This window comes from Microbacterium sp. NPDC087665, assembly GCF_044743285.1.
GTDB lineage: Bacteria > Actinomycetota > Actinomycetes > Actinomycetales > Microbacteriaceae > Microbacterium.
On record NZ_JBIUWD010000005.1, the window covers coordinates 175,535 to 200,176 of the forward strand.

Annotated in this window: 21 protein-coding genes and 1 pseudogene; 8 read left to right on the plus strand and 14 right to left on the minus strand. The window is 64.8% G+C overall.

Features of this window, described 5'->3' with window-relative positions:
* Positions 1-70: 70 nt before the first annotated feature.
* Positions 71-2,392 (minus strand): ATP-dependent nuclease, encoded by a 2,322-nt coding sequence (locus tag ACIOSY_RS13815; RefSeq protein ID WP_400854209.1) that lies wholly within the window; start codon positions 2,390-2,392, stop codon positions 71-73.
* 421 nt (positions 2,393-2,813) lie between these two features.
* On the opposite strand from ACIOSY_RS13815, the gene ACIOSY_RS13820 reads away from it, so the two are divergent.
* The gene (locus tag ACIOSY_RS13820) at positions 2,814-3,494 is read left to right on the plus strand and encodes a response regulator transcription factor (protein WP_400854211.1); all 681 of its coding nucleotides are present in this window, start codon (positions 2,814-2,816) and stop codon (positions 3,492-3,494) included.
* Positions 3,491-4,474, plus strand: coding sequence for a sensor histidine kinase (locus ACIOSY_RS13825; protein WP_400854213.1), 984 nt, complete (start codon positions 3,491-3,493; stop codon positions 4,472-4,474). Before ACIOSY_RS13820 ends, ACIOSY_RS13825 begins: the two co-directional genes overlap by 4 nt.
* Here ACIOSY_RS13825 and ACIOSY_RS13830 read toward each other — a convergent pair.
* From ACIOSY_RS13830 to ACIOSY_RS13840, 3 genes are read right to left on the minus strand one after another with little or no spacing between them, the layout of a single operon-like run.
* Complete coding sequence (locus ACIOSY_RS13830; RefSeq protein WP_400854215.1) at positions 4,465-5,301, minus strand: FAD:protein FMN transferase; 837 nt, start codon at positions 5,299-5,301, stop codon at positions 4,465-4,467. The genes ACIOSY_RS13825 and ACIOSY_RS13830 overlap by 10 nt on opposite strands.
* A complete protein-coding gene (locus ACIOSY_RS13835; protein WP_400854217.1) occupies positions 5,301-5,783 on the minus strand; it encodes an FMN-binding protein in 483 nt (160 codons plus the stop codon). The genes ACIOSY_RS13830 and ACIOSY_RS13835 overlap by 1 nt, the downstream gene beginning before the upstream one ends.
* Before the next feature lie 14 nt (positions 5,784-5,797).
* On the minus strand, positions 5,798-7,219 hold the full coding sequence (locus ACIOSY_RS13840; RefSeq protein WP_400854219.1) for a ferric reductase-like transmembrane domain-containing protein: 1,422 nt from the start codon (positions 7,217-7,219) through the stop codon (positions 5,798-5,800).
* 209 nt (positions 7,220-7,428) lie between these two features.
* On the opposite strand from ACIOSY_RS13840, the gene ACIOSY_RS13845 reads away from it, so the two are divergent.
* Positions 7,429-7,617: a hypothetical protein gene (locus tag ACIOSY_RS13845; RefSeq protein ID WP_400854221.1), complete on the plus strand. Its 189-nt coding sequence runs from the start codon at positions 7,429-7,431 to the stop codon at positions 7,615-7,617.
* A 349-nt stretch (positions 7,618-7,966) separates the two neighbouring features.
* Positions 7,967-8,563, plus strand: a complete 597-nt coding sequence (locus tag ACIOSY_RS13850) for a pyridoxamine 5'-phosphate oxidase family protein (protein ID WP_400854223.1) — start codon at positions 7,967-7,969, stop codon at positions 8,561-8,563.
* On the opposite strand, the gene ACIOSY_RS13855 is transcribed toward ACIOSY_RS13850, so the two are convergent.
* From ACIOSY_RS13855 to ACIOSY_RS13890, 8 genes and pseudogenes are all read right to left on the minus strand, one after another.
* The gene (locus ACIOSY_RS13855; protein ID WP_400854302.1) at positions 8,538-10,325 is read right to left on the minus strand and encodes a cation-translocating P-type ATPase; all 1,788 of its coding nucleotides are present in this window, start codon (positions 10,323-10,325) and stop codon (positions 8,538-8,540) included. The genes ACIOSY_RS13850 and ACIOSY_RS13855 overlap by 26 nt on opposite strands.
* Before the next feature lie 30 nt (positions 10,326-10,355).
* Positions 10,356-11,392, minus strand: a pseudogene (locus ACIOSY_RS13860) (HAD-IC family P-type ATPase); the annotation flags it as partial.
* Between the two features lies 1 nt (position 11,393).
* Positions 11,394-13,904, minus strand: a complete 2,511-nt coding sequence (locus ACIOSY_RS13865; protein ID WP_400854225.1) for a phosphoketolase — start codon at positions 13,902-13,904, stop codon at positions 11,394-11,396.
* A 59-nt stretch (positions 13,905-13,963) separates the two neighbouring features.
* A complete protein-coding gene (locus ACIOSY_RS13870) occupies positions 13,964-14,497 on the minus strand; it encodes a flavodoxin family protein (RefSeq protein WP_400854227.1) in 534 nt (177 codons plus the stop codon).
* An 83-nt stretch (positions 14,498-14,580) separates the two neighbouring features.
* Positions 14,581-15,222, minus strand: coding sequence for a response regulator (locus tag ACIOSY_RS13875; RefSeq protein ID WP_400854304.1), 642 nt, complete (start codon positions 15,220-15,222; stop codon positions 14,581-14,583).
* On the minus strand, positions 15,219-16,868 hold the full coding sequence (locus ACIOSY_RS13880; RefSeq protein ID WP_400854229.1) for a GAF domain-containing protein: 1,650 nt from the start codon (positions 16,866-16,868) through the stop codon (positions 15,219-15,221). Before ACIOSY_RS13880 ends, ACIOSY_RS13875 begins: the two co-directional genes overlap by 4 nt.
* A 61-nt stretch (positions 16,869-16,929) precedes the next feature.
* Entirely contained in the window at positions 16,930-17,757 is an 828-nt protein-coding gene (locus ACIOSY_RS13885; protein WP_400854231.1) for a universal stress protein, read from the minus strand.
* Between the two features lie 42 nt (positions 17,758-17,799).
* Positions 17,800-18,306, minus strand: a complete 507-nt coding sequence (locus ACIOSY_RS13890) for a DoxX family protein (protein WP_400854233.1) — start codon at positions 18,304-18,306, stop codon at positions 17,800-17,802.
* 466 nt (positions 18,307-18,772) lie between these two features.
* On the opposite strand from ACIOSY_RS13890, the gene ACIOSY_RS13895 reads away from it, so the two are divergent.
* Both ACIOSY_RS13895 and ACIOSY_RS13900 read left to right on the plus strand, forming a co-directional pair.
* On the plus strand, positions 18,773-20,623 hold the full coding sequence (locus tag ACIOSY_RS13895; protein ID WP_400854235.1) for a heavy metal translocating P-type ATPase: 1,851 nt from the start codon (positions 18,773-18,775) through the stop codon (positions 20,621-20,623).
* 126 nt (positions 20,624-20,749) lie between these two features.
* The gene (locus tag ACIOSY_RS13900) at positions 20,750-20,974 is read left to right on the plus strand and encodes a hypothetical protein (RefSeq protein WP_400854237.1); all 225 of its coding nucleotides are present in this window, start codon (positions 20,750-20,752) and stop codon (positions 20,972-20,974) included.
* 78 nt (positions 20,975-21,052) lie between these two features.
* Here the strand turns inward: ACIOSY_RS13900 and ACIOSY_RS13905 are convergent, their stop codons facing one another.
* Both ACIOSY_RS13905 and ACIOSY_RS13910 read right to left on the minus strand, forming a co-directional pair.
* Positions 21,053-21,787: a VIT family protein gene (locus ACIOSY_RS13905; protein WP_400854239.1), complete on the minus strand. Its 735-nt coding sequence runs from the start codon at positions 21,785-21,787 to the stop codon at positions 21,053-21,055.
* A gap of 66 nt (positions 21,788-21,853) precedes the next feature.
* A complete protein-coding gene (locus ACIOSY_RS13910; protein WP_400854241.1) occupies positions 21,854-22,909 on the minus strand; it encodes a polymer-forming cytoskeletal protein in 1,056 nt (351 codons plus the stop codon).
* A 373-nt stretch (positions 22,910-23,282) separates the two neighbouring features.
* Here ACIOSY_RS13910 and ACIOSY_RS13915 point away from each other — a divergent pair, with 373 nt between their 5' ends.
* Positions 23,283-24,140 (plus strand): 3-hydroxyacyl-CoA dehydrogenase, encoded by an 858-nt coding sequence (locus ACIOSY_RS13915; RefSeq protein WP_400854243.1) that lies wholly within the window; start codon positions 23,283-23,285, stop codon positions 24,138-24,140.
* Between the two features lie 150 nt (positions 24,141-24,290).
* Entirely contained in the window at positions 24,291-24,608 is a 318-nt protein-coding gene (locus ACIOSY_RS13920; protein WP_400854245.1) for a DUF1003 domain-containing protein, read from the plus strand.
* Positions 24,609-24,642 lie beyond the last annotated feature (34 nt).

Consider the following 24,642-nt stretch of genomic DNA (forward strand, 5'->3'; position numbering starts at 1 on the left):
AATCAGGCTCGCGGGGCGATTTGTCTCACGAGAGTTGTCAGAAGTTCGGCGGATCTGAGCGACGGCGGGATCACGACCGCATCGCGTGCTCTTGAGACGACTTGGCCGATTTCGCTTCCTTCTTGGGCTCTACCTTTTCCTCATTGCTGAGCGCGCCCAAGACCTCCGAAGCCGGGTCCAGCGCAGCGTCGTCTTGATACTGGAGTCGGTCGTTGAGGCGAAGTTCAAGGAGCTGCTGGCGGAACTCACCGAACCTGGGCACACGCGGTTCAGCGGGATCGCTGAGCTGGAACTCTCGCTGTAGTCTTTCCACTCGACCGTGAAGCTCGTCGGGAAAGTCCGCTCCGGACAATGTAGCTCGCACCTCTAGCAAGATCCGTCTGGCGTCGTGCTTCTTGATTCCATTGGGGAAGTCCTTCTCAAAGGCGTGAACGATGCGCTCAAGCCGGTCGTTGCCCCGCGACTGGGCTTCCACCGCAGTCGCCATGTTTAAGACTTCGCCGAGGTATCGAAGGAGCGAGCCGAACCTGACACGCAACTCATCAGCGCCTTCGACTTGCGGATCTCCGGTGATCAGCGCGACGACCTCCCGCGCAAGGCCGACCTTTTCAAGGTGCTCGCCCTCAAATGCAAGTTTGTAGGTCTCATGGAGAGAGTCCCAGAGGCGTCCTCCCCTGCTAGCCGAAGCCGCGGTGATTGCTTCCACCGTGAACTGAGCAACGGCCTCTGTGGTGAGCGCAGAGAAGCGAGAGAGGTAGTTGATCGCCGCTCGATGAACAATTGACACCGGGAGCAGATCCTCAATCTCCACAACCTTGATGGGGCCGAAGTCAAGTCCCGACTCAGATGCCCAAAGGTCGAGCCTGACGATGTACTCGTCCGCGAGTATCCGTTTCTTCCTCGCCTCACCGCGCCGAAGCACGGTTTCGGCCTGTTTGCCTGCGGGATCCCCGTCGAGCAACGCGACGCAGGGCGGTTTCACTGTGTCCCGGCCCCGGGCGAGATAGACCATGTAGGGGATCGAGTCTGCCCCTCCGCAGGCAACGATCGTCACCTTGTTCAGGTCCAAGCCCTTGGCTTCCTGGTCGGCAGGGGCAATCATGCTGTTAGACAACCCGGCGAGCAGAACTTGGTCCGCTTGACCCTCCACGAACAGGTTCTGGCCGCCGATGAATGCGGTTTCTGCGACGTATGTTCCCAGCGATGATCTGAGCGGTTCGTATCGATTGTTCGCGGCGTCGTGGACGACTCGGGTGCCTTCAGCTTCGATGCCCTTGTCGAGGACGCGGATACGATGCGGGGCATTCTTGTCGATCAGGAACGGCGAGTGAGTAACGTAAACGACCTGACTTCCCGGTCCCCCCGACTCCGGGAAGGCATAGTCGTGCAAGACCCTCAGGAGATCCTGTTGGCCGGTGCTGGAGAGAAAGGCGTCTGGTTCGTCGAGGAGCAGGAGATCCGGCTCCCCGGCCTGCCTAATGCGATGAGCTGTCAACTGAACGAAATAGCTGAGGAAGTAACGCAGGCCCTGACTGCGTTCGGCAAACGAGTATTTCGCCCCGGTTCGGTCCTGGACTGTGAACGCGAGCTCATGCTCGCGCGCTTCCACTAGGAGGTCGAAGTCTCGGTCTTGAGTCCACCACCTCTGGATGTTGAGGTTTTCTTTGATGGCAGAGTTCATCGCACCGATGATCGCTTCGACTTCGCCTTCACGGCCTTCCCCAATCGCGTTACGAAGACCGACGAAGGCCGCAGTATCGATTCCGGCGGCCTCTACTAGGAGTCGCCGAGCAAGCCCGAACTCGGCCTGCCGACGGATCTCCGCCGCGGCGGCGTCTGGATCCACGCTCGATTGAAGCAGAACTGAGAGCTGCGGCGCGAGCGTTGTGTAGTCGGCACTCGCGACCATCGTCGAAACACTTGCCAGGAGGTTTGCCCGCTTGCGGCGGTCGTGAAGAGGTGTTCTCGTTTCTCCGGCCAACTCGGCGATCGAAACGCTGTCGGGAATCGCGAGGCCAGTTTCGAGTTCATACAACGAGGGAAGCGCCCTCTCCAGTGCATGGAGTGACTCAGAGGTGAGCGACGCTCGTTCACCGTTGACCACGATGAACGGGGCCTCCAAGCCGAGTCTGTAAAGCTCGAAGCTCTTGGCCCCAGATAGCGCTGGAACTGATGCGAGAGCGAGGTCATCGCCGGGCTCAATCGTGAACTCGCCGCCGAACTCGGGAAGCCGCAGTTCCCCTGACTTCACGGAGTACAGCTCGCTGTAGCGGCAGAAGTCTGCTCGTTCAATCGGGGCGCCGGTGAGGAGTGCCTTGATCGCGGTCAGCAGCTGGCTCTTTCCCGACTCATTCGCACCGACCACCGCGGTGATCTCCTCGTCGATGAGCACGCGCACAAAAGGTAGCCACGGTTCCAGGGTGTCCCACGTTGGCCGCGCTCGATTGCCGCGTGCCCGCGCCTCGTAGTCATGGTTAAACGAGCGGAAGAACCGTACGTCGACGCGCGTGAGTTTCACCGAGAGCCCCCTGTCAGATTGTCCTACTAGCGAACTGTACAAGCGACCGCCGACATACAGCGCCTGATCGGGCTCTTTCTGCGCTAGCTGCATAGGGATGTCGGGGACTGAACGCGGCGATTCATCTGAGGTCATCCCCGAGTGGTTGCCGATCACACAGCCGGATCGCGATCTCGCGTCCACCGAAAACGATCGTGTCTGGCCGACGTCATGCGGAGGTCAGTCCGCGTAGCCCAACCGGGGTTAGGCCGGGCGTACGCTGATGGTCTCGATCGCGGACGACAGGACGGCGACCATGGGTGACTCGGCACAGGGACCGCGCGGCTCGCTGCTCTACGTGGAGGATGACGCGGAGATCGCCGCCTTGACCGTCGAAGTGCTGGAAGACGTGTACGACGTTGAGCACGCCGCGGACGGCGAGACCGCACTCCGGTTCGCGCTGAGCAGGCGGTACGAAGCGATGCTCGTCGATCGACGACTTCCCGGCATGGACGGCGTCGATTTCATCCGTGCCGTGCGTACCGCGCACATCACGACCCCCATCCTGATGCTGACCGCGCTCGGTACCGTGGACGATCGCGTCACCGGTCTCGACGGCGGAGCGAACGACTACCTGGTGAAGCCCTTCGACTACGACGAACTACTGGCACGTCTTCGGGCGCTGCGACGCGCGTTCCGCGCTGATGGGGTACGTCGGCGCCTCGGCGAGTGGGTGTTCACGCCGGACGCCCAGGCCGCGTACGATCCGTCCGGAATCCGAGTGGCACTGACGGCGACCGAGAGCGCGCTCCTTGAGCTGTTGAGCACCAGCCCCGAACACGTGTTCAGTCGGGATGAGATCCTCCGGGCCGTGTTCCATGAAGGAGACACGACGAGCTCGGTGGACACGTACGTGCATTATGTGCGGCGCAAGACGTCCCCCGACATGATCGAGACCGTCCGCGCACGCGGCTACCGCGCGGGAACACCGTCATGAGCGACGCCGACACTCGACGCGTGCGCCGTGCCGCGCTGTCCATAGGCCTCTGGGTCGGAGTCTCGTCGGGCGTGATCGTAGCGATCGGCATCGGGGTGCTGATCGCGGTGATCCTCTCGACGTCGCGCCGCGAAGGCGAGGAACACGGCGGCGGCTGGTTCGGCGGCCCTGCCGGAACGGGGGACGACTTCATCGTCGACATCGACGTGATCGTTCCGGCCGTGATCGTCCTCGGAGTGATCGGCGTGGTGCTGCTTGGGGTGGTCGCCGCGGTCGCCGCTCGCCGATCGGTCCGCCCGCTGGGCGAGGCGCTGCGTCGGCAGCGGAACTTCGTGGCCGACGCGAGTCACGAGCTCCGCACGCCGCTGACGACCCTGACGAGCCGTATCCAGGTGTTGCAGCGCCGTCATGATCGCGGTGAGGACCTCGGAGCGGGCCTCACCGACCTCCGGCACGATGCGGACATGATGGCCGACGTGCTCAACGATCTGCTGATCGCTGCGGAAGGCGAATCGCTTGCCGACGGGACCGCGGACGTCGCGGCAGCGGCAGCGGCAGCCGCAGCCATCGCAGCGATGACGGCGAGCGCACAGGACTCCGAGGTCTCGCTCACGATCACGGTCGATCAGGAGGTGAAGGCGCAGCTGCCGGAAGTCACGCTCGTGCGCATCCTGGTCGCGCTGCTCGACAACGCCGTGCAGCACTCCCCGGCGCGAGGTAATGTCTCGATCCGCATCGCGCGGGATGCGCGGAACGCGACGGTGCGCGTCATCGACGAGGGATCGGGGATCGAAGGCATCTCGCCCGAGCAGGTCTTCGAGCGCTTCGCGCGTCCGCGCGAGAGTGGACGCCCCCGTAGCTTCGGTCTCGGGCTCTCACTCGTGCGAGATGTCGCTCGCCGTGCCGGAGGGTCCATCGAGGTCGAACGGTCGACGACATCCGGCACGACCTTCCTGCTGACACTCCCGGCTCATCCCTGAACGAGTGCGTATCCTCCGATCGGCGGCGAACCAGCCGTCGTCTGCACGTCCACGATCGTCGTGCCGAGCCAGCGGGTCACGCGACGATCATCGTCGATGACGATGCCGGTCCGGGACCCCGCAGCCGCGATCCATGAACGGTCTGCTGGACCGGCCACCACAGCGGCGGTCGCCCAGACGTCCGCCTGCGTGAGACCGTCGGCCATGATCGTGGCCGACGCGATACCGGTCGCCGGTCGGCCGGTGCGCGGATCGAGGATGTGCAGCCCGCGCTCCGCCGTACCCGAGGTCGCCACCGCGCCGTTCACCACGTCGACCACCGCGATCAACTGACCGCGGTCGTGCGGGTCGGCGATTCCCACCGGCCATCGCCAGTCGGCTCCCTCGGCCGTGAACAGCTGCAGGTCTCCTCCGGCGTTGATCCCGACCGCGGTCGCCGCATCCAGCAGCGGCTCGAGGTGCCGACGGGCAGCAGCTTCCACAGCCCATCCCTTGACGTATCCCGTCGGGTCGAACCACCCCCGCCACCGAGCAGAGAACAGGCCCCCAGTCTCTTGTTCGGCGCGTTCGCAGGCATCCGCGACCAGCGAGACCCTGCTGTCAGCGTCGGCGATGGCGAGCTCGCCGCGACGGATGCGGCTGATGTCGGAATCGGTGCGATATGTCGAAAACACCCGGTCGATCTCGCGCAGTTCGTCGAAGCACGCACGCACTGCCCGATCGGCGCCCACATCGGTCTTCTCTTTCACACCGATCAGGTGGATGCTCATCGGGATGCCCATGATCTCCTCGACCCAGACCCGCGTCACCTCATTCGCGATACGCATCAGCTCTGCGCCTGGTCGATCGCGCTCTGCAAGGAAGACAGGTAACCACCGCTCGTGTAGGTGGCGCCGGACACCATTTGGATCTTCGAGCTCTGCGCCTGCATCGTCTCCGAGACGAGCCTCGGGATCGCGGTGCCGTTGATCTGCCGATCCCGGCCATTGCTGTTCGGGTAATCGACCGCCTGCGCGTCCGTGATCTGTCCGCCGGAGACGGTGATCTGCACCTGCACCGGCCCGTAGCGCGTCTGGGACGATGTGCCGGTGTAGGTTCCGTCGGCGAGGCCGGTGCCCGCTGTGGAACTGGTGCCCGACGTGGTTCCCGTGCCGCTCGCTCCGGTGTCGGTGGTCGTCGCTGCACCGCCCGTGGTAGCTGTCGCCGCACTGGCGTCCGTCGGTGTGACCGCGTCGAGAGACGTGCGGTAGCTGAACAGCAGCACCAGGCCGCTGACCGTGGCGAGCAGTGTGTAGAGGATCTTCTTCATGAGGGTCTCCCTGATCAGATCGTGAACGACTCGGAATGGATGCGATGAGGAGCGAAGTCCGCCTCGACGAGGTCTCGTTTGAGGTCTGACATCCAGGCCTCCGCGCCACAGAGGAACACGTCGTAGACCCCCGGGTCGGGAATCAGATGACGGAGGAGCTCTGCGCCGGACCACGCCTCGTGCGTGGCGGGGATCCAGCTCGACGCGCCGGACGATCGCGGGCCGACGAACGGCAGGTAGCTCAGACCGCGGGTGCGGACGAGGTCGGCGATGGCCTCCTGCCGAAGAGCGTCCTCGGCCGCAGACTCGCGGGTGATGAGCATCGCGTCTCCCGGTCCGTAGCCTTCCGTCTCGAGCAGCGAGACGAGCGGTGCGACGCCTGCGCCTGCGCCGATCATGAGCAGCTTCGTCCCGGTCCGACGCTCGCCGGTCATCTCCCCGTATGGTCCTTCCACGATGACCCTGGTGCCGGGGAGCAGCGCGGTGAGGCGTTGCGTGCCGTCGCCCACCACACGGGCGGTCAACGTCAGCTCACTTCCCGGCGCAGCGGAGAGGGAGAACGGATGCCCGCGGGTCCAGCCGGGTCCATCGAGGAACCGCCAGACGAAGAACTGACCAGCCCGGGCACCGAGCGTCGGAAGATCGCGACCCGCGACTCGGATGGTGACGCCCCGCGCGCCGTCCACCTCGACTCCCGCGACACGCAGGCCCCGACGCGAAGAGCGCAGCAGCGGCATCCCGATGCGGAAGAGCAACACGGACCCGGCGGCGAGTGCCCAGATCGACCACCAGTAGCCGGTCGCGATCGGGGAGGACAGGAAGTCGGCGCCCGTCCACAGCTGGTGCGGCAGCGCGAGTCCGACGCCGAGATACGCGTAGAGGTGCAGGAGGTGCCAGGACTCATAGCGCAGGCGCCGACGGGCACGGCGGATCGAGGTCACGACGACGAGCAGGATCAGCAGCGCGCCCGCCGTGGCCAGGAGCATCCCCGGGTAGTCCCAGATGAACGACCAGAGCTGCACGAACGGGTTGATGCCGGCGGCCATCGCGTAGCCGACCGCGAGCAGCGCGATGTGTGCGCCCATCAACCAGAAGGACCAGAATCCGACGAAGCGATGCAGCCGCGTGATCCCGTCGCGACCGAATCCGCGCTCGAAAAGCGGGACGCGTGCCATCAGCAGCACCTGATAGAGCAGCAGGTTCGCCGCGACCAGCCCGGTGAGGCGCCCGAACGTCGCGACGGTCTCGGCGTTCAGTCCGAGGACGGCCGTCACCCCGCCGCCGGCGACCCAGAGGGCGACCACGAACAGGCTGGTCGCCCAGATCACCGTGATCGCCGCCGCACGCCAGGCCTTCGCGCGGCGATGTGTCGCCTGCTCTCGGCTCGGGGACGCAGCGAGGACGGAAGCACGAGGTCTCGTCGTCAGAGTGGTCATAGGGGAAGCGTGATGCCCCGACTCTGAGACAGGTCTAAGGAAGTGCGCCCGATAGACGACTCATAGCAATCTCTCAAGCAACACCGGTCGTCCCGAGGAGCGTCCCTTGCTGCGCTCCCGCCGAAGCCGGTGCCTGATACGAGCAACATCGGGACCGAAACTCTCGCCACTGGCGGATTCGATAGATCTGAACCCTCCGCAGGCTTCTGGTGCTCGACGTCGATGGGACCATTTCTCGGATCTTCCGAGACGAGGAGCGCGTTCTGCATCAAAACGACCCGGGATGGCGTTCGTGGATGAGTGTCGATGATGAGGTGGTCGATGCACTCGACGCGCTCGTCGAGGGTTCGGATATCGACATCGCGTGGCTGACGACCTGGCCTCATGACCAAGTCTGATCTCGTACGTCCGTGCTGCGAGCCCCTCTGTTCATCTGGGCAGACGACAGTGCCCCTGTGGATGCTGCACGACGCCTGACCGGAATGACGGAAGTTCCTTCATTCGTGGTGCGGCCGAATAAATTCGTAGGGCTCCCGCTCGAGGATGTGTACGGAATCGCCTCAGCCATAGAGCGGATTGAGGACTAACCCTCCGCGGTTGCGAGCGATCTCACCAAACAGCAGATCCCCAGCCAGCGCGCGTATCGGACCCAGCGGCGCGCGGTGGCGTTCTGCATTGCGGTGGGACCTTCGGCACTGCCGGTTCGTTAGTAGTCGGTCTCGAATAGAAGAAACAGAGGGGCGAATCATGACTTCACCTAGCGACGACGTCCAACTGGACGCGAACACGACTGCTGTCGCAGGATCAAGCTCGCGCACGGCCAGCGTGGAGGTGTCTGTCGGCGTCGAAAAGATGCTGACGAAGGATTGCTGGCGCCATATCGAGGCCGAGTCCTTTGGACGCCTCGCCATCATTGGACGAGACGGGGCCCCGGACATCTTCCCCCTGAACTACACGGTCTATGGAAAATCGATCTACTTTCGGTCTGCGCCAGGTGCAAAGCTCGCCGCGATCATCCTTCATCCGGTGGTCGCGTTGGAGATCGACGGCGAAGAATCGGGGTTCCAGTGGAGTGTGGTCGTCCATGGTGGGCTGCGTCGCCTCGACAGCGACACGGAGATCCACGATTCGGGTGTCAAATTCTTGGCCTCCCAGAGCCCGACGGCAAAGTACAACTACGTCTGCATCGAACCCACCTCAGTCTCCGGACGCCGATTCATCGACAGGTCTGAGGGCGCACAGGGGCCGACGCGTCCGGCGGATGACACGGTAATGAGAACGCACCGTCACTCTCGGGACGCTGTGCGCCGCCTGCCGATCAGCCACTTCCCTCCGCTGAGCTGATCAGCCCCTTGTCGTTCGGTGCGCGCCGCTTCGCCGACGCACGCAGAACGATCTTGCGGATCTCGTCGTACCAGAGCACCAGCGACGCGAGTGCGACGCATGTCGCCCAATGCGCGAGGTCCAGGTGCGCGGTTCCGAATGCCACCTGCAGGAACGGAACTTCGACGACAGCGATCTGCAGGACGATGCCCAGCCCGATGGCGCCCCAGAGCCACCTGTTGGTGAACAGGGACCGGAATGCGCTGGCTGTCTCTGACCGGGCGTTGAAGGCGTTGAACAGCTGCGCGAAGACGAGGGTCGTGAATCCGGCGGTGCGAGCGACTTCCAGGGTGTCGTTGCCCTCGATGATGCCGCCCGGAAGGAACAGGTCGATGGTGAACAACGTGGTCAGCGCCATCACGAAGCCGATGGAAAGGATGCCTCCCCACATGCGTCCGTCGATCGCCCGGTCGCTCAGCTTGCGCGGGTGCCGCGCCATCACGTCATCGACTTCGGCATCGACTTCGGCATCGATCCCCATCGCCAACGCGGGGGCGGAGTCGGTGAGCAGGTTGATCCACAGGATCTGAGTAGCGAGCAGGGGCAGGACGATCGCGTCGGTGCTTGCATCGGTGAGGCCGATCACGCCGGCGAAGACTACGCCGAGGAAGACCGTGAGCACCTCGCCGAAGTTCGATGACAGCAGGTAACGGAGGAACTTCTTGATGTTGTCGAAGATCACTCGCCCCTCGCGGACCGCCGCCACGATGGTCGCGAAGTTGTCGTCCGTGAGGATCATGCGCGCTGCCTCTTTGGTAACTTCGGTGCCCGTCACTCCCATGGCGACCCCGATGTCGGCGGACTTGAGGGCTGGCGCGTCGTTCACGCCGTCCCCCGTCATCGAGACGATGTTGCCGTCCTGCTGCAGCGCATCGACGAGGCGCAGCTTGTGCGTGGGCGAGACCCGGGCATAGACCGAAACCGTGCGGGTGACGTCTCGCAGTCCGATGTCATCGAGAGTGTCGAGTTCTGCTCCGGTCACAACACGAGCGGAGGAGTCGACGATGCCGAGGTCGACACCGATCCGCGCAGCAGTGGTGGGATGGTCTCCAGTGATCATGATTATGCGGATGCCGGCACGATGTGCTTCGAGTATCGCTACAGCGGCTTCCGCGCGCGGCGGGTCAGTGATTCCGACCACCCCGGCGTAGACAAGAGCACGCTCGAGTGCCTCGTCGACAGCGGTATCGACATCGTTCTGCGGTCGGTAGGCGATGCCGAGCGTGCGGAAGGCCTCTGCGGAGAGCCCCTCCACGTCAGCGAGTGCTTGCTTTCTGAACTTGTCGGTGAGTGGCTGGATCGTCTCTCCCACCTGGCGATGGGTGCACAGGCGGAGAAGCACGCCGGGAGCGCCCTTGCTGAACAGGAACCGGCGCCCGTTGTCTTTCGCCTGGTGGAGCGTCGACATCATCTTGCGGTCCGAAGTGAACGGGATCTCGTCGCGCCGCTCGAAGCGATCCATGCGCTCCGTCGTTCCTTGGAGTTTTCGGGCCGCCACAAGGAATGCCGCTTCCGTAGGGTCGCCCTGGATCCGCCATTCCCCGCTCTCTTCGGTCAGCTGAGCGTTGTTGACGAGGGAGCCCACGCCGAGGACGAGTTGCACCTCGTACCGCACATCGTCGCGAAGCTCACCTCCATCCCGCGTCACCGCACCTTCAGGCCGATAGCCGACACCGGTGATGTCGGCATTCCCCGAAGCTGTGATCACTCTCTGGATGGTCATCTCGTTGCGAGTCAGCGTGCCCGTCTTGTCGGTGCAGATCACCGATGCAGAGCCGAGAGCTTCCACCGAGCTGAGCTTCTTCACCACCGCGTTCCGCTTGGCCAGCCGTTGCACGCCGATCGCGAGCACGACCGACAGGATCGTAGGCAGCCCCTCCGGCACCGCCGCGACTGCGAGCGAGACGCCGAGCAGCAGCACGACGACCAGACCGCTGAGCGACGTGATGCCCTCAAGCAAGACGATGGTGATCATGACGACCAGGGCGATGATCACGACGATGATGCCGAGCACCCGTCCGATGCGATTGATTTCGATCTGCAGCGGGGTCGGCGCCTCGACGGTGGCGTCGAGCATCTCAGCGATTTCCCGACCTCCGTCGACATCCCGACCCCGGTGACCACGGCACGCCCGTTGCCCTGGGCGACGGCAGTTCCCTTGTAGACCATGTTCAGCCGGTCGCCGAGAGACGCAGGGCCCGTCGGCGTCGCAGGGTCCTTCGTGACCGGCTCGCTCTCACCGGTCAGAGACGCTTCCTGTATCCGCAGCGCATTCGCCGTCGACAGCCGGGCATCCGCGCCGACAGCATCCCCCTCACTGAGCACGAGGACATCCCCACGGACCAGATCCGCGGAGGGAATGGTCTTCAGCGCACCGCCCCGGAGCACGGTCGATGCGGCCGCGGTAATCGTGCCCAGCGCGGCGACGGCATCCTCCGCTTTGGCTTCCTGTGTGTATCCGAGCACCGCATTGAGCAGGACGATCGCGGCGATCACCAGCGCGTCAACGGGAGGGCCCTCTGCGCCCTCGAAGATCCACGCGACCAGCGAGACGGCGACGGCGGCGAGCAGCAGATAGATGAGCGGACTCTGGAACTGCGCCACGATCTTCCGCCAGACCGGGACTCGTGGCAGGCCCCGCAGTTCGTTGCGGCCGTCTGCTTCGAGCCGGCGGGCGGCTTCCTCATCTGAAAGACCGATCGCCGGGTCGACATCGGCTTCGGCCGCGACGGTTGCGACGTCGAGGCGGAATGCCTCATCGAGATCAGCGTCAAGAGTGTCGGTGCTCACTTCACCCTTTGCGGGGATCGGCGGCGTCGGCGTTCGCGCTTCCGACGCCGGTGTTCACCTCGCGCGCTTGCGACTCGGGTCCCGCCGTCCAGGTCCAGTCGGCGACCTCGGGGATGTCCTCACCGTGTTCCCGGGTGTAGGCGCGGGCACGCACTCGCGCATCCTGCATCCGCTGGCGGAGTCCTGCGTATCGTTCGCCGAGCCCTGGAACGCGATCGAGAACGTCCATGACGAGTCGGTAGCGGTCGATGTCGTTGAGCATGACCATGTCGAAGGGCGTGGTTGTCGTGCCCTCCTCTTTGTATCCGCGAACGTGCAGATCAGCGTGTCCCGCGCGCCGGTACGTCAGGCGGTGGATCAACCACGGGTAGCCGTGGTAGGCGAAGATGACCGGGCGGTCGGTGGTGAAGATGGCGTCGTACTCGCGGTCGCTCATGCCGTGCGGGTGTTCGCCCTCGCTGACGAGGCGCATCAGGTCGACGACGTTGACGACTCTGACCTTGAGGTCGGGGATCGCCTCACGGAGAAGGGATGCCGCCGCCAGCACTTCGAGCGTGGGCACGTCTCCGGCGCAGGCGAGCACCACGTCCGGCTTCTCCCCTCCCACTTCGGTGCCGGCCCACTCGAAGATGCCGACGCCGCGGGTCATGTGTTCGACGGCCCGGTCCATGTTGAGCCAGTTGAAGGTGGGTTGCTTGCCTGCCACGACGACGTTGACGTAGTCGACGCTCCGCAGACAGTGGTCGTACGCCGACAGCAACGTGTTCGCGTCGAACGGCAGATACACGCGCACGACGTCGGCCTTCTTGTTCACCACGTGATCGATGAACCCGGGGTCCTGGTGGGAAGTGCCGTTGTGATCCTGCCGCCACACGTGTGACGACAGCAGGTAGTTGAGCGAGGCGATCGGGCGGCGCCAGGGGATCTCCTTGCTCGTCTTCAGCCACTTGGCGTGCTGATTGAACATCGAGTCGACGATGTGCACGAATGCCTCGTAGGTGTTGAAGAGCCCGTGCCGCCCGGTCAGCAGATAGCCCTCCAGCCACCCTTCGCACTGGTGCTCGCTGAGCATCTCCATGACTCGGCCGGCACGAGCGAGGTGCTCGTCGGAGGCCAGGTAGTCGGCGTTCCATTGCTTGTCGGTGACCTCGAGCACGGCGCCGAGGCGGTTCGACGCGGTCTCGTCGGGTCCGAAGATCCGGAAGTTGTCGGGGTTCGCTCGGATGACATCTGTGAGCCATCCGCCGAGCACACGAGTGGCCTCGTTCACCGTCGCGCCCGGAGCGGGGACGTCTACCGCGTAGTCACGGAAATCCGGGAGCACGAGATCGCGTCGAAGGAGACCACCGTTTGCGACGGGGTTGGCACTCATCCGCAGATCTCCCGCCGGTGCGAGATCGGTGATGAGCGGTATCGGCGCGCCCGACTGGTCGAACAGCTCCTCCGGCCGGTAGGACCGGAGCCACCCGTCGAGAACGTCGAGATGCTCCGGGGTGTCGCGCGCGCTGGCGAGCGGAACCTGGTGGGAACGCCAGTTGTTCTCCGCCGGCAGTCCGTCGATCTCCTTCGGACACGTCCAGCCCTTCGGTGTGCGCAGGATGATCATCGGCCACGCGGGCCGTTCCTGCAGGGTTCCCGCCGCGGCCCATGCCTTGATCTCCGCGATCTGGTTCAGCACCGCGTCGAGCGTCTCGGCCATCCGGCGATGCACGGCCTTCGGATCTTCGCCGTCGAAGCCACCGGACACGAGGTACGGCGTGTGACCGTAGCCGCGCATGAGGCTGAAAAGTTCTTCCTCGGGGATCCGCGCCAGCACCGTGGGGTTCGCGATCTTGTACCCGTTCAGGTGCAGGATCGGCAGCACCACCCCGTCGGTCAGCGGGTTGAGGAACTTGTTGGAATGCCAGCTCGTCGCCAGGGGGCCCGTCTCCGCCTCACCATCTCCGATCACCGCGGCTACCAGCAGATCCGGGTTGTCGAACACAGCTCCGTACGCATGCGAGAGGGCGTAGCCGAGCTCTCCGCCTTCGTGGATCGAACCCGGTGTATCCGCCGAGGCGTGGCTGGGGATGCCGCCGGGAAACGAGAACTGGCGGAACAACTTCTGCATGCCGTCCGCGCTCTGATCGATATTGGAGTACAGCTCCGAGTAGGTGCCGTCCAGGTAGGTGTTGGCGACCATGCCGGGCCCGCCGTGCCCAGGGCCGGTGATGTAGATGGTGCTGATCTCTCGCTCCCGGATCACCCGGTTCAGGTGTGCGTAGAGGAAGTTGAGCCCGGGCGTTGTGCCCCAGTGACCGAGCAGCCGAGGTTTGATGTGCTTGCGCGTGAGCGGCTCTCGGAGAAGCGGGTTGTCGAGCAGGTAGATCTGGCCGACGGACAGGTAGTTCGCTGCGCGCCACCATGCGTCGAGCTGGGCAAGGGTTTCATTGCCGACTCCGGGCCCATCTCGATAAGAGAACGCGGCGGTTCCGCGATCGGAGATGGATGCTGTCGGTTCGCGATCGCTCATCGGATTCTCGTTTCGCTCATGCTCGATGCCTGCGGCCCCCGCTGCGCGGGGCGTGGTGCTCACGCTGCGACGGCGGCAGCGCCGGCGAGGCTGAGTCCCCAGTCCTCCGCGCGATCCCGTTCGCCTTCGACGAGCCGATTCTTCGAGTCCACAATGAAGCACTCCATCTCGACGTGGTTGGCGGAGTGCCCCTTCAGCCGGCGCTTGATGGCGACGGCTGCATCACCGGCCAACGCACGCATGATGTCTGCCCGCGTCGAGAAGGCGGCAAAGAGATGGGTGCGATCGGAGAAAGCCAGCTCATCGAGCCACTCCCTGACGCCGTGATCGACGTCCGCATGCTCGAGCGTGAGTGTCCTCGCCGGGTCTGCCGCCCATTTGGCGGCCTCGAGCCGAGACGACGGCCGGGGAAGACTGTGGGCGTGTGTGGGGGCTCCGACAACGAGAAGGTCGAAGCCGGCGGTCGAGTGCGGGGCCACTGCCGCGGTCGTGAGCGTCGCGTCGACGGCGCTGCGCTCCAGCGTGAGACAGATGCTCTCGGCGATCGCTCGCGTGTTGCCGAACATGGATTCGTAGACGACGAGTGCGCGCATGATCGTGCTCCTTCGATGGGTGTATCGAAAGTCTCACGCGCGAGTCGCTGCGAAGACAGAGTCGAAAGTCCCATCGGATCCGCTCAGAGCGAGGTGTGTTTTCGCTCGGAACCGTAGACCGCCGCCTGAGTGCGACGCTCCATGCCGAGTTTGGCGAGCAGCCCGCTCACATAGTTCTTCACCGTCTTCTCGGCGAGACCGAGTCTTGCGCCGATCTCGCGGTTGGTCAGGCCGCCGGTGATCAGATCGAGAACCTGGTTCTCTCGCATCGTAAGGTCGAGGTCGGCGGGTTCGTCGATGTTCACGGTGGGCCGGATGGCGTTCACCGCTCTGCGCAGCACGTCGGTGGACTGGATCGTGCTTCCCGCAGCGGCGCGTCGGATAGCGTCGATGAGTGCCCCGCTGCGGATGTCTTTGAGGACGTATCCATTGGCGCCGGCCAGAATCGCCGAGCGAAGGGCGTCATCATCGTCGTAGGCCGTGAGGATGAGACAGGCTATCTCGGGATGGGTGGATCGGATGTCGCGGCACAGGCTGACCCCGTCCCCGTCGGGCAGCCGGACGTCGAGCACAGCGACGTCAGGCAGCGTGGCGTCGATGCGCCGGACGGCCTCGCGAAAAGTGCCCGCTTCGCCGATCACGGCGAGATCGGCCTCGGCATCGATCAGCTGCGCGATCCCGCGCCGCACGATCTCGTGATCGTCCACGAGGAAAACGCGAATCATGATTCTCCTGACGGGCTGCTGTCGGCGACCGGCGCCGACCATTCGATGTGCGTCCCCGAGGTCGACTCGGAGGTGATGGTGCACAGACCGCCGCGAAGCAGTGCGCGCTCGGTGATGTTCGCCAGGCCACTCAAGCGCGATCCTTCCGGGATACCACGGCCGTCGTCGGTCACCGTGAGAACGACGGCTCCGTCAATGATCTCGACGGCGACTTCGACGCGATGGGCGCCGGCATGCTTGACGGTGTTGGTGAGACACTCGCGCAGCACGCCGACGAGTTCATCTGCCAGCGAGGGGTGAACAAGCGAGTCGAGCGGCCCGGAGAACGTGATGCGAGGGGTGGACGGCAGACCGGCGGAGACTTCGGCGATCGTGTCCAGGAGGCGATCGCGGGTCCGTTTCTGGCTGCCGCGCTCGCCCGCGCCGAGCGCGAAGACGACCGTCCTGATGTCCTTGATCGCGGCGTCGATCGCGTCGACCTGCGTCTCGAGCACCGCCGATGTCGCGGCATCCACCGTTCCCGACACCGCTTGCAGCGACAGCCCCGCACCGAAGAGGCGCTGGATGACATGATCGTGCAGGTCCCGCGCGATCCGAGCGCGATCTCGATTCGTCTCCAGGCGCCGTCGGTCCTCTCTCGCCCGAACCACCTCGATCGCAACGCTCGCCTGACCGGCGAATGCAAACGCCAGATCCAGATCCGCGTCGGTGAAGGCAGAAGCTCCCAAACGTCGAGCGAGCGTGAGCACACCCAGCGGCTCCGAACCGCTGTAGAGCGGGATCGCAACCGTGGGGCCCGATCCCGGCTGCCAGTCGACCGGCGCCTGGTCGGCATCAGCACCACCCTCGGCATCGCCGACGACGCTTGCCGCCTGCTGCGTCGCCAGGGCTCGAGCCGCCAGTGTTCCAGCCGCGGGGAAGATGCGACCACGCAGAGACGCCGCATCGCGACCATGGACCGTCGTGACGCGGAAATCGTCGTCGCCGTGCGGCACGGCGACGACCACGAGATCGACGTCAATCAGGGCGCCGACGTGCTCGGCGATCACCTCAAGCACGCTCTCGTCAGATACCTCCAGCATCGCGGCCATCACGTCAGCCGTCGTCTCGCTCCAGATCTCACGAGTCTTCGCGACGTCGTACAGCCGTGCGTTCTCGATGGCGATCCCCGCCGTGGCGGCCAAGGCGATGACCAGCTTCTCATCCTCGTCGCTGAATGGGCCCCTGTCGCCCGACGTCAGATAGAGGTTGCCGTAGACGTGGTCGCCAACCCGCACCGGGACGCCGAGAAAAGCATCCATCGGTGGGTGGTGATCAGGAAAACCTGCGGAACGGGAGTCCGTGGCGAGGTGCGTGACTCGGATCGGCGTGTGTTCGGTGATCACTGCGCCCAAAAGCCCGTGCCCCACGGGCGGGTGCCCGATCCGCTCGACGGTGGCGGCATCCATCCCGACGTGGATGAAGCGCTCGATTCCGCCCTCCCGCGCGATGACGCCGAGAGCACCGTAAGGCGCATCGACCAGACTCATCGCGGCTTCGACGATGCGCCGCAGCACGACTTCGAGATCCAGACGCTCGACAATCGACGCGTTCGCGTCGAGCAGGTCTCGGAGCCTGCGCTGGGCGAGTGCCGCATCGGCCGCCACATCGGACGGCCCTGAACGATCGGACATCACTGCCTTCCGTCGTCGCGAGTCTATCGAGCGCTCAGTCGGCCAGGGCAGCATTCGGCACGATGCACACAGGAACCGTGGAGTGGGTGAGCAACTCGTGCGTGACCGGCCCGAGCAGCGTGTCGGCGAGGACTCCCCGATGAGCCATACCGATGACAAGCAGCGACGCATTCCGCGCACGCTCCAAGAGCACGCCTGCCGTGTCTCCGTGAGACAAGACCTGCTCTATAAGAAGGCGAGGATACGCGACGCGCAACCTCTGGTTGGCGTCGCGGAGCACTTTCGCGTGCTGTGCTCGCACCTGAATCGGCGACGCCCGGAGAGAGATCGGCCCCTCGACTCGCGGAACGGGCATTTCCCAGGCGCGCACGATCACGAGCGATGCTCCGGTTGCGTCGGCTTCGCCGGCGGCCACCTCGACGGCATGCGAGGACGCTTCGTGACCGGATAGACCGACCACGACCGCGGCATCCGAGGGCGACCAGTGATCCGGAACCACGACGATCGGGACCGCGGATTCCGCGGCGAGTCGCAGGAATCGAGCGGACATGATCGAACTCGCCGCGCCGTTGCGGTGTGCACCGACGACCAGCAGATCCGCGGCCGCCGCCTGCTCGAGCAGGGCCGCCGGCATGGTGCCTTCCACGAGCCGCGACGTGACCTCGCAATCCGGCGCGCTGTCGCGCACGCGGAGCTCGGCCGTACGGAGGGACGCACCGCTCTGCGATTCATCCGAAAGGATCGTGCCGCCGATAGTCACGATCTCGACCCGGGTCGAACCATGGGCGGCCCGTTCGGCCGCCCAGTCCATAGCCACCAGTGACGCATTGGTTCCGTCGAAACCCACGACGATGGTCTTCATGGGGCCGGTCCTTTCTGCGCGGCCTCACGGCCGTACCTTGAGTCAGACGAGCCAGCGGTTGTGCTGGACGAGGCCGAGCGACTTCCACTGCCGACCGAATCCCCAGGTGTCTCCGGCCGCGAGGGCAGCGATGACGATGAGGGCGAGGGCGTAGATGATGTGATAGTCGACCAGCGGGTTGGTGGAGGCCGCGTTGGCACCGAAGGGCCACTCGGCGAGGTACATCGCCACCATGAGGATCGCGCCGACGACGGCGCTGATGCGCAGCCCCACACCGAGAAGCACGGCGAGTCCGATCGCGAGCATCGCGATCATGAAGAGCACGTCACTCACCGGGCTGGCGATCGCGGCAAAGAGAGGCTTCAGCGGTCCGATGACCGAGTCGCTGTTGAGGAAACCCTGGCTCGGCGTGCCACCGGCGATCCATGCTCGCTCGGGCGGCGTGGCGTAACCGAGACCGAACGTCTTGTCCAGGAAAGCCCACAAGAAGATGAAGCCGGTCGCGAGCCTCAGGATGGCAAGCCAGCGGCGCCCGCTCGCGGTGGTCACGATGCGTGTCTCTTCCCCTTTCGCGGCCTCCGGGGGGTCAGTCGAGCGCACGGGTGGAGTCTGCAGAGCAGTCATGGCAATTCCTTCACGTTGAGCCGCGGACAGATGTCGCGACGGGATACTCCCACCATCCGGGGTAGGAACTGCGGATGCCAGGGTCGAAGGTCCCTGTGCGAGCGGCGGGACCTTCGACCTTGCCAGTGACGGCTCGGATACTGTGCAGTGGATCGAAAAGGGGCTACACACCATGAAGACGAATACGGGCACCATCGAAACTCGACGAAACTGCTGCGAACCCACCACGGCAACGAGCAGAGCCGCCGTGTTGGTCTCGCCACATCAGAGTGAGGCGCTCATCGACGATGGGTCTCCCGAGAACCCGCTGATCGATTCGATCTGTTGACGCTGGCGTCGCGGTCGCCTCGACCGCTGGGTACCCGAGCAGCGCGGCGAGAAAGGTGACAGTATGCGTTTCGTCAGGCGGTACCCAGCGATCGCCATCGCAGCCGTGATCCTCGCGGGAGTGCTCGCGCTCCACGCCGTCGGCGAAAGCCTCCCCGGCCGATGGATCGCCACCTCCTACGTCGGGGCGTTCGTGGTGTGGACACTGATCGGGATGATTCGGGACGTGCTCCGCGGGCACGTCGGTCTCGACCTTCTCGCCGTCGTGGCGATGGTCGCGACGCTTGCGGTCGGGGAGTACATCGCGTCGCTCATCATCGTCTTGATGCTCTCGGGCGGTGAAGCGCTCGAGGATTTCGCAGGACGCCGAGCGAGGCGAGACCTCTCGGCACTGTTGGATCGCTCGCCCCGCATCGCGCATGTTCTGATCGGCCCACACGACTCGGCCTCCGAGGAGGTGCAAGACGTTGCTGTAGAAGATGTCTCGATCGGTGACACGTTGCTCGTGCGCCCAGCGGAGATCGTGCCCGTGGACGGCATCCTGCTCACGGAATCCGGGACGTTCGACGAATCATCGCTCACCGGGGAGAGCATGCCGGTGAGCCGCGAATCCGGTGGCGTGGTGCTCTCCGGAGCGATCAACGGTGCGCGAGCTGTTCGGATCCGGGCGCTGCGCGCCAGCGCCGACAGTCAATATCAGCAGATCGTGGCGCTGGTCCACGCCGCCGAAGAGTCGCATGCGCCGGTCGTGCGCCTTGCCGATCGCTTCGCGATTCCGTTCACCGCTGTCGCGCTCGTCCTTGCCGGCACCGCCTGGGCGATCTCGGGCGATTCCACTCGGTTCGCTGAAGTGCTCGTGCTGGCGACCCCGTGCCCCCTCCTCATCGCCGCTCCGGTTGCGTTCTTGGGTGGGCTTTCCCGCGCCGCCAAGACGGGCGTCATCATGAAAGGCGGCGCGGTGATTGAGCAGCTGGCGCGTGTGCGGTCAGCGGCCTTCGACAAGACCGGGACGCTCACTCAGGGCAGACCCGACCTGGTTGCTGTCCGACCCGCCGCGGGCTGCGAAGCGGACGAGCTCCTGATGCTCGCCGCTTCCGCCGAGCAGTACTCGTCGCATGTGCTCGCCGACGGTATCCGTCGTGCTGCTGCCGAACGCGACCTCGTCCTTCGCCCGTCCGACGATGCCAGTGAGGTCGCGACCAACGGGGTCATGGCTGTGATCGACGGTCGAACGATAGTCGTCGGCAAGCCCGCCTATGTCGCTTCGCTCGCCCCAGACACGATGTTCGCGGCACTCGGCATCGGCGAAGCCGCAGCGTACGTGGCGATCGACGGTCGATTCGGCGGCGTCCTCGTCCTCGCCGACGCTCCGAGGCTCGAGGCAGAGGCGGTGGTCTCCTGGCTGCGCGCGAACGGCGTCGACCGCCTGACGATGCTCACTGGTGATGCGCGATCGACCGCGGAATCCATCGCACGCGCCGTCGGGATCGACGACATCCACGCCGACCTCCTCCCCGCCCAGAAAGTCGAACTCGCGGCTGACCTGCGCCCACGACCGATGATGATGGTCGGCGACGGCGTCAACGACGCTCCCGTGCTGGCGGCGGCCGATATCGGGGTCGCGATGGGCGCGAGAGGCGCGACCGCCGCAGGCGACGCTGCCGACGTCGTCATCCTCGTCGACTCGTTGGCGAAGGTCGTCGATGCGGTCTCGATCGGGCGCCATACGCTTCGCGTCGCGCTCACCGCGATCTGGATCGGAATCGGGCTGAGCGTGGGACTTATGGTCATCGCGATGACGGGGGTCATCCCCGCGGTCGCCGGCGCCCTCATCCAGGAGGGCGTTGACCTCGCAACGATCCTGTACGCTCTCCGCGCACTCGGAGGGCGTACTACAGGGCTGGGGCGTGTTTGACGAGGATTGGCCATGAGGAGATTCGCACAGTGTGCCGTGAGAAACGTCGGCTCGGTCTGAGACCAGCGGGATGCCCGGGCTGGAGATCATCTGTCCGGCCGAGTCTTCTAGCGCGAGACTGTGTCCATGGATATTGAGCGGTGGTGGCCAAGGCTGACCGCGGAAGCGCGCGAATGGCTGGCGGCGAATAATGGCGAGGTGGTGCCACCTTCTGTTGTGAGCGAGATCACGAATGCCGGTGGCGGTCCGCCCAATGGTTCATGGTGGGCCGGAGAGTCAGGGGCCGACGGGATCCTCCTCTCCGACGCGGCGATCGATTGGATCGAGGAATCAGCGAACGGCGAGCACTGAGGCTTTAGTCCTCCCGGGCACGTCGTCTTACGAGTTCGCCCATCGCATGGGCGTTGTCCACGTCTAGAACCCGGAACCTCAAACGACTCCGGTTGTCCCCAGGAACGTTCCGAGTGCGAAGGTCGCACCGAGTGCGAGCGCTCCGCCGAGTACGACTCGGATCGTCGGTCTCGCAGCGGGGTTGCCACCGATCTTCGCGCTGGTGAACCCCGTCAGCGCGAGCGCAAGGAGTACGACGAGGAAAGTGATCGGCACGCGAACCTCTTGCGGTGGAAGGAGAATCGCCAGCAGAGGGAGGAGCGCTCCGAGCGTGAATGCTAAGGCCGACGCACCTGCGGCAGCCCATGGACTGACAACGGCGTCTTCGGTGATGCCGAGTTCGGCCTCGAGGTGGGCGGTGAGCGGATCATGCAGCGTCAGCTCCTCCGCGACCTGACGCGCCGTCGCGGGTCGCAGTCCCTTCGCTTCGTAGATCCCGGCGAGCTCCTCGAGCTCCGCCGCTGGTTCGTCAGCCAACTCCCCGCGCTCCTTGGCGATCAGGGCCCGCTGGCTGTCCCGCTGGCTGCTGACAGACACGTACTCACCGAGCGCCATCGAGATCGCACCACCGACAAGGCCCGCGACGCCCGCGGCGAGCAACGCGGCCGAATCGGTTGTGGCACCGGCCACACCGACGACCAGCGATGCCACCGAGACAATGCCGTCATTGGCGCCGCGAACTCCCGCGCGGAGCCAGTTCAGTCGCCCGGCGATGTCGCCTCGGTGCGGTTCATTCGGATGAGCGCCGGACGGGGACTGAGGCGAGGAGATCATGAGAGCATCCAACCATTCACTCGAAGGGTCCACGGGTCGAGTTGCGTCTTCGACCCGTTGTGTGGTTCATAGCGCGAGAGAAGGCTGCTCGTCGGCCATTCGAGGGGCGAGCGGCGAGGGCTCGGAGTCCGTGGCTGAGCGATAACGCCAGGGTCGCGCACTGCGGAACGTCAGCAGCTGTGCGCCGAGGCCGATGAACACCATCACGCACCACACCAGGATGTTCAGCCAAGGAATCTGGAGTGCGACGATGAGGATCAGTCCGCCGATCAGCGACTTGGCCAGCGGGTGCTGACCGCCTCGCAGGAGCAGTCGACCGATGTAGTAGGACGCGAACACGAACGTCGACAGTGTGAGCACAGCCCATACGAGCAGTCCGGCAAGTACCAACGGCGCGCCGACAACGGTGACGAGAAGCGCCAACAGCCCGATCGGGATGGCGAGGGATGCGACGAACCCGACCAACATCGCTTTCCAGGGGGAGGGAACGAGGTGATCGGTCACGCGCTGCAACCACCGGGGAATGAGCAGCCCCGCAACAAGTGTCACCATGCTGAACGCGACGAGCGCGTAGAGCAACCCGAGGAGCCACCCGACGATCGCGGCCCACGGCGACACCTCGACAGCGGGCGCCTGGGGAGACTCAACCCGCTCGACGGAGCCGGCGACCGCCCCGTCTTCGATGACAGCGGTGCTGTCGCTGACGTATGAGAGGTCACCGCCGACCGAACCGTTGATGGTGAGGCTGTCGACACTGACCAAGACATCGCGGCCGACGTCACCGGCGATCGCGAAGGTGCTTGACGCACCAACCAGGTCGTCGCCGAACGACCCCGTTTCGGCCACATTGATGTCTGCGGCGAAGATGGTGCCGCTGTGCGTCACTTCTCCGCTGATGGTGACCGTCTGCGCGGCGAGGCGCACGTCACCATCCACGGTTCCGGTGATGGTGATCGTCTGCGCGGCGGCGATGACGTCGCCCGTCACGTTTCCACTGATGGTTACCGACTGACCAGCCGCGTACACGTCGCCGTCGATATCTCCCGACACGTCGACGATCGCGTCGGCATAGAACTGGGACCCCTCCTGGGCTTCTGTGGCGGAGGGAGCGGCGGGTGACAAGTCGGAGACAGAGGCAGAGGCTCCCGCTCCTGTGCTGAGAACCAGAAACCCGACAGCAACGAGCGTGAAAGCGTAACGGAGAGTGCGTGGACGGTAACTCATTGTGGCGCCTTTTCTCAGATCATGAGGGTCGAGCTCTCGCCAGACCGGATGTGAAGGATGGGTCCTCCTCCTCGTACCGATGCTTGCCCGCATTTCACCGCAGATGTAGGGCCTAAGGTCCTCCCACGGACGCACGCCGGGACCTTTGACCCTGCAAGTCAGCGCGAAGTTCGCCTAGCGTCGTCGATATCTCCCCAGATCAGGCCAGAGGTTCCGGCGCCATCGCTGAGCGACACCTCCGAGCATCAATCGCTTCAGGAAAGTTCCCCTCATGCACAGCATTCGAAATCTCACAGTTCTCGGAACGGGCGTCTTGGGCTCCCAGATCGCTTATCAGGCAGCGTTCCACGGGTTCGACGTCATCGCGTATGACCTCACGAACGATGCTGTTTCAGATGCCCGGGCACGCCTGACGAAGCTCGCCGCTGTCTACGTCGCAGATGACGTTGTGGGGGCGACCGCCGAGAGCACGACGACGGCGCTCAACAGGATCCGGTTCTCCACCGATCTCGCAGACGCTGTCTCCGAAGCCGACCTCGTCATCGAGGCAGTGCCGGAGGACATCGGGATCAAGCGCGCGCTCTACGAGAAGCTCTCCGCCCTCGCCCCGGCGGGCGCAGTCTTCGCAACGAATTCCTCCACCCTCCTCCCCAGCGACCTCAAGGATTTCACCGGGCGCCCCGATCGTTTCCTCGCACTGCACTACGCCAACAATGTGTGGCGGCAGAACACAGCTGAAGTCATGGGCACTACGGATACCGATCCGGCCGTGTATGAGGCTGTGGTGGACTTTGCCCGCCGTAGCGGCCTCGAGCCGATCGAACTGAAGAAGGAAAAAGCAGGGTACGTATTGAACTCGTTACTTGTCCCCCTCCTCAACGCCGCAGCGGAGCTCCTTCTGGAAGGCATCGCCGCCCCGGAGACGATCGACAAGACGTGGCGCATCGCGACTGGTGCGCCGACAGGACCTTTCCAGATCTACGACGTCATCGGATTGAAGACGGCGTACAACGTTGCGGTAGCAAACCCGGAACCCGGATCCCAGGCATGGGCGGCCTACCTCAAGGCCAACTACATCGACAAAGGCAAGCTCGGCACCGCGACTGGCGAGGGCTTCTACCGGTACTGACGGACTGCTCTCAAAGATGCAGCACATAGGACGGGGAGAACAGTGACCGCAGAACGTCCCGTCGTAGGCAGGCCTGTGACGAATTGGCATGTCCAGCACTCGAGCTCCCTGACTACAGGACAACGGGCGGCCGACAGACTCCGCAACGGGATGGGCTCCTGGGGCTTCATCGGCGGCTTCCTCGCCTTCATGCTCGTGTGGGCAGCCGTGAACCTGATGGCCTTTTCTTGGGATCCGTATCCCTACATCCTGTTGAATCTGTTCCTCAGCATGCTCGCTGGCCTGCAAGGCGCGATCCTCCTCATCGCGGCAAAGCGTCAAGACGGGATCGCCGCCGCGCTCGCAGAACACGACTATGAAACGAACGTCGCCGCCAAGCAGGAGTTGGAGGAGCTGATGGAGATCAACCGTCTTCAGCTCACACTCATCCGTGAGCTGAGAGCCCTCGGAGCACCCACCGAAAAATGAGATCGCCCCCCGCATCAACGCCGACCCGCCTGAG

Excerpts from the sequence above, each read along its gene's own strand:
- ACIOSY_RS13820 (WP_400854211.1), top strand. The coding sequence starts at position 2,814 with ATGGGTGACTCGGCACAGGGACCGCGCGGCTCGCTGCTCTACGTGGAG.
- ACIOSY_RS13825 (WP_400854213.1), top strand. The coding sequence starts at position 3,491 with ATGAGCGACGCCGACACTCGACGCGTGCGCCGTGCCGCGCTGTCCATA.
- ACIOSY_RS13830 (WP_400854215.1), bottom strand. The coding sequence starts at position 5,301 with ATGCGTATCGCGAATGAGGTGACGCGGGTCTGGGTCGAGGAGATCATG.
- ACIOSY_RS13835 (WP_400854217.1), bottom strand. The coding sequence starts at position 5,783 with ATGAAGAAGATCCTCTACACACTGCTCGCCACGGTCAGCGGCCTGGTG.
- ACIOSY_RS13840 (WP_400854219.1), bottom strand. The coding sequence starts at position 7,219 with ATGACCACTCTGACGACGAGACCTCGTGCTTCCGTCCTCGCTGCGTCC.
- ACIOSY_RS13850 (WP_400854223.1), top strand. The coding sequence starts at position 7,967 with ATGACTTCACCTAGCGACGACGTCCAACTGGACGCGAACACGACTGCT.
- ACIOSY_RS13855 (WP_400854302.1), bottom strand. The coding sequence starts at position 10,325 with ATGACCATCCAGAGAGTGATCACAGCTTCGGGGAATGCCGACATCACC.
- ACIOSY_RS13865 (WP_400854225.1), bottom strand. The coding sequence starts at position 13,904 with ATGAGCGATCGCGAACCGACAGCATCCATCTCCGATCGCGGAACCGCC.
- ACIOSY_RS13870 (WP_400854227.1), bottom strand. The coding sequence starts at position 14,497 with ATGCGCGCACTCGTCGTCTACGAATCCATGTTCGGCAACACGCGAGCG.
- ACIOSY_RS13875 (WP_400854304.1), bottom strand. The coding sequence starts at position 15,222 with ATGATTCGCGTTTTCCTCGTGGACGATCACGAGATCGTGCGGCGCGGG.
- ACIOSY_RS13885 (WP_400854231.1), bottom strand. The coding sequence starts at position 17,757 with ATGAAGACCATCGTCGTGGGTTTCGACGGAACCAATGCGTCACTGGTG.
- ACIOSY_RS13895 (WP_400854235.1), top strand. The coding sequence starts at position 18,773 with ATGCGTTTCGTCAGGCGGTACCCAGCGATCGCCATCGCAGCCGTGATC.
- ACIOSY_RS13900 (WP_400854237.1), top strand. The coding sequence starts at position 20,750 with ATGGATATTGAGCGGTGGTGGCCAAGGCTGACCGCGGAAGCGCGCGAA.
- ACIOSY_RS13905 (WP_400854239.1), bottom strand. The coding sequence starts at position 21,787 with ATGATCTCCTCGCCTCAGTCCCCGTCCGGCGCTCATCCGAATGAACCG.
- ACIOSY_RS13915 (WP_400854243.1), top strand. The coding sequence starts at position 23,283 with ATGCACAGCATTCGAAATCTCACAGTTCTCGGAACGGGCGTCTTGGGC.
- ACIOSY_RS13920 (WP_400854245.1), top strand. The coding sequence starts at position 24,291 with ATGGGCTCCTGGGGCTTCATCGGCGGCTTCCTCGCCTTCATGCTCGTG.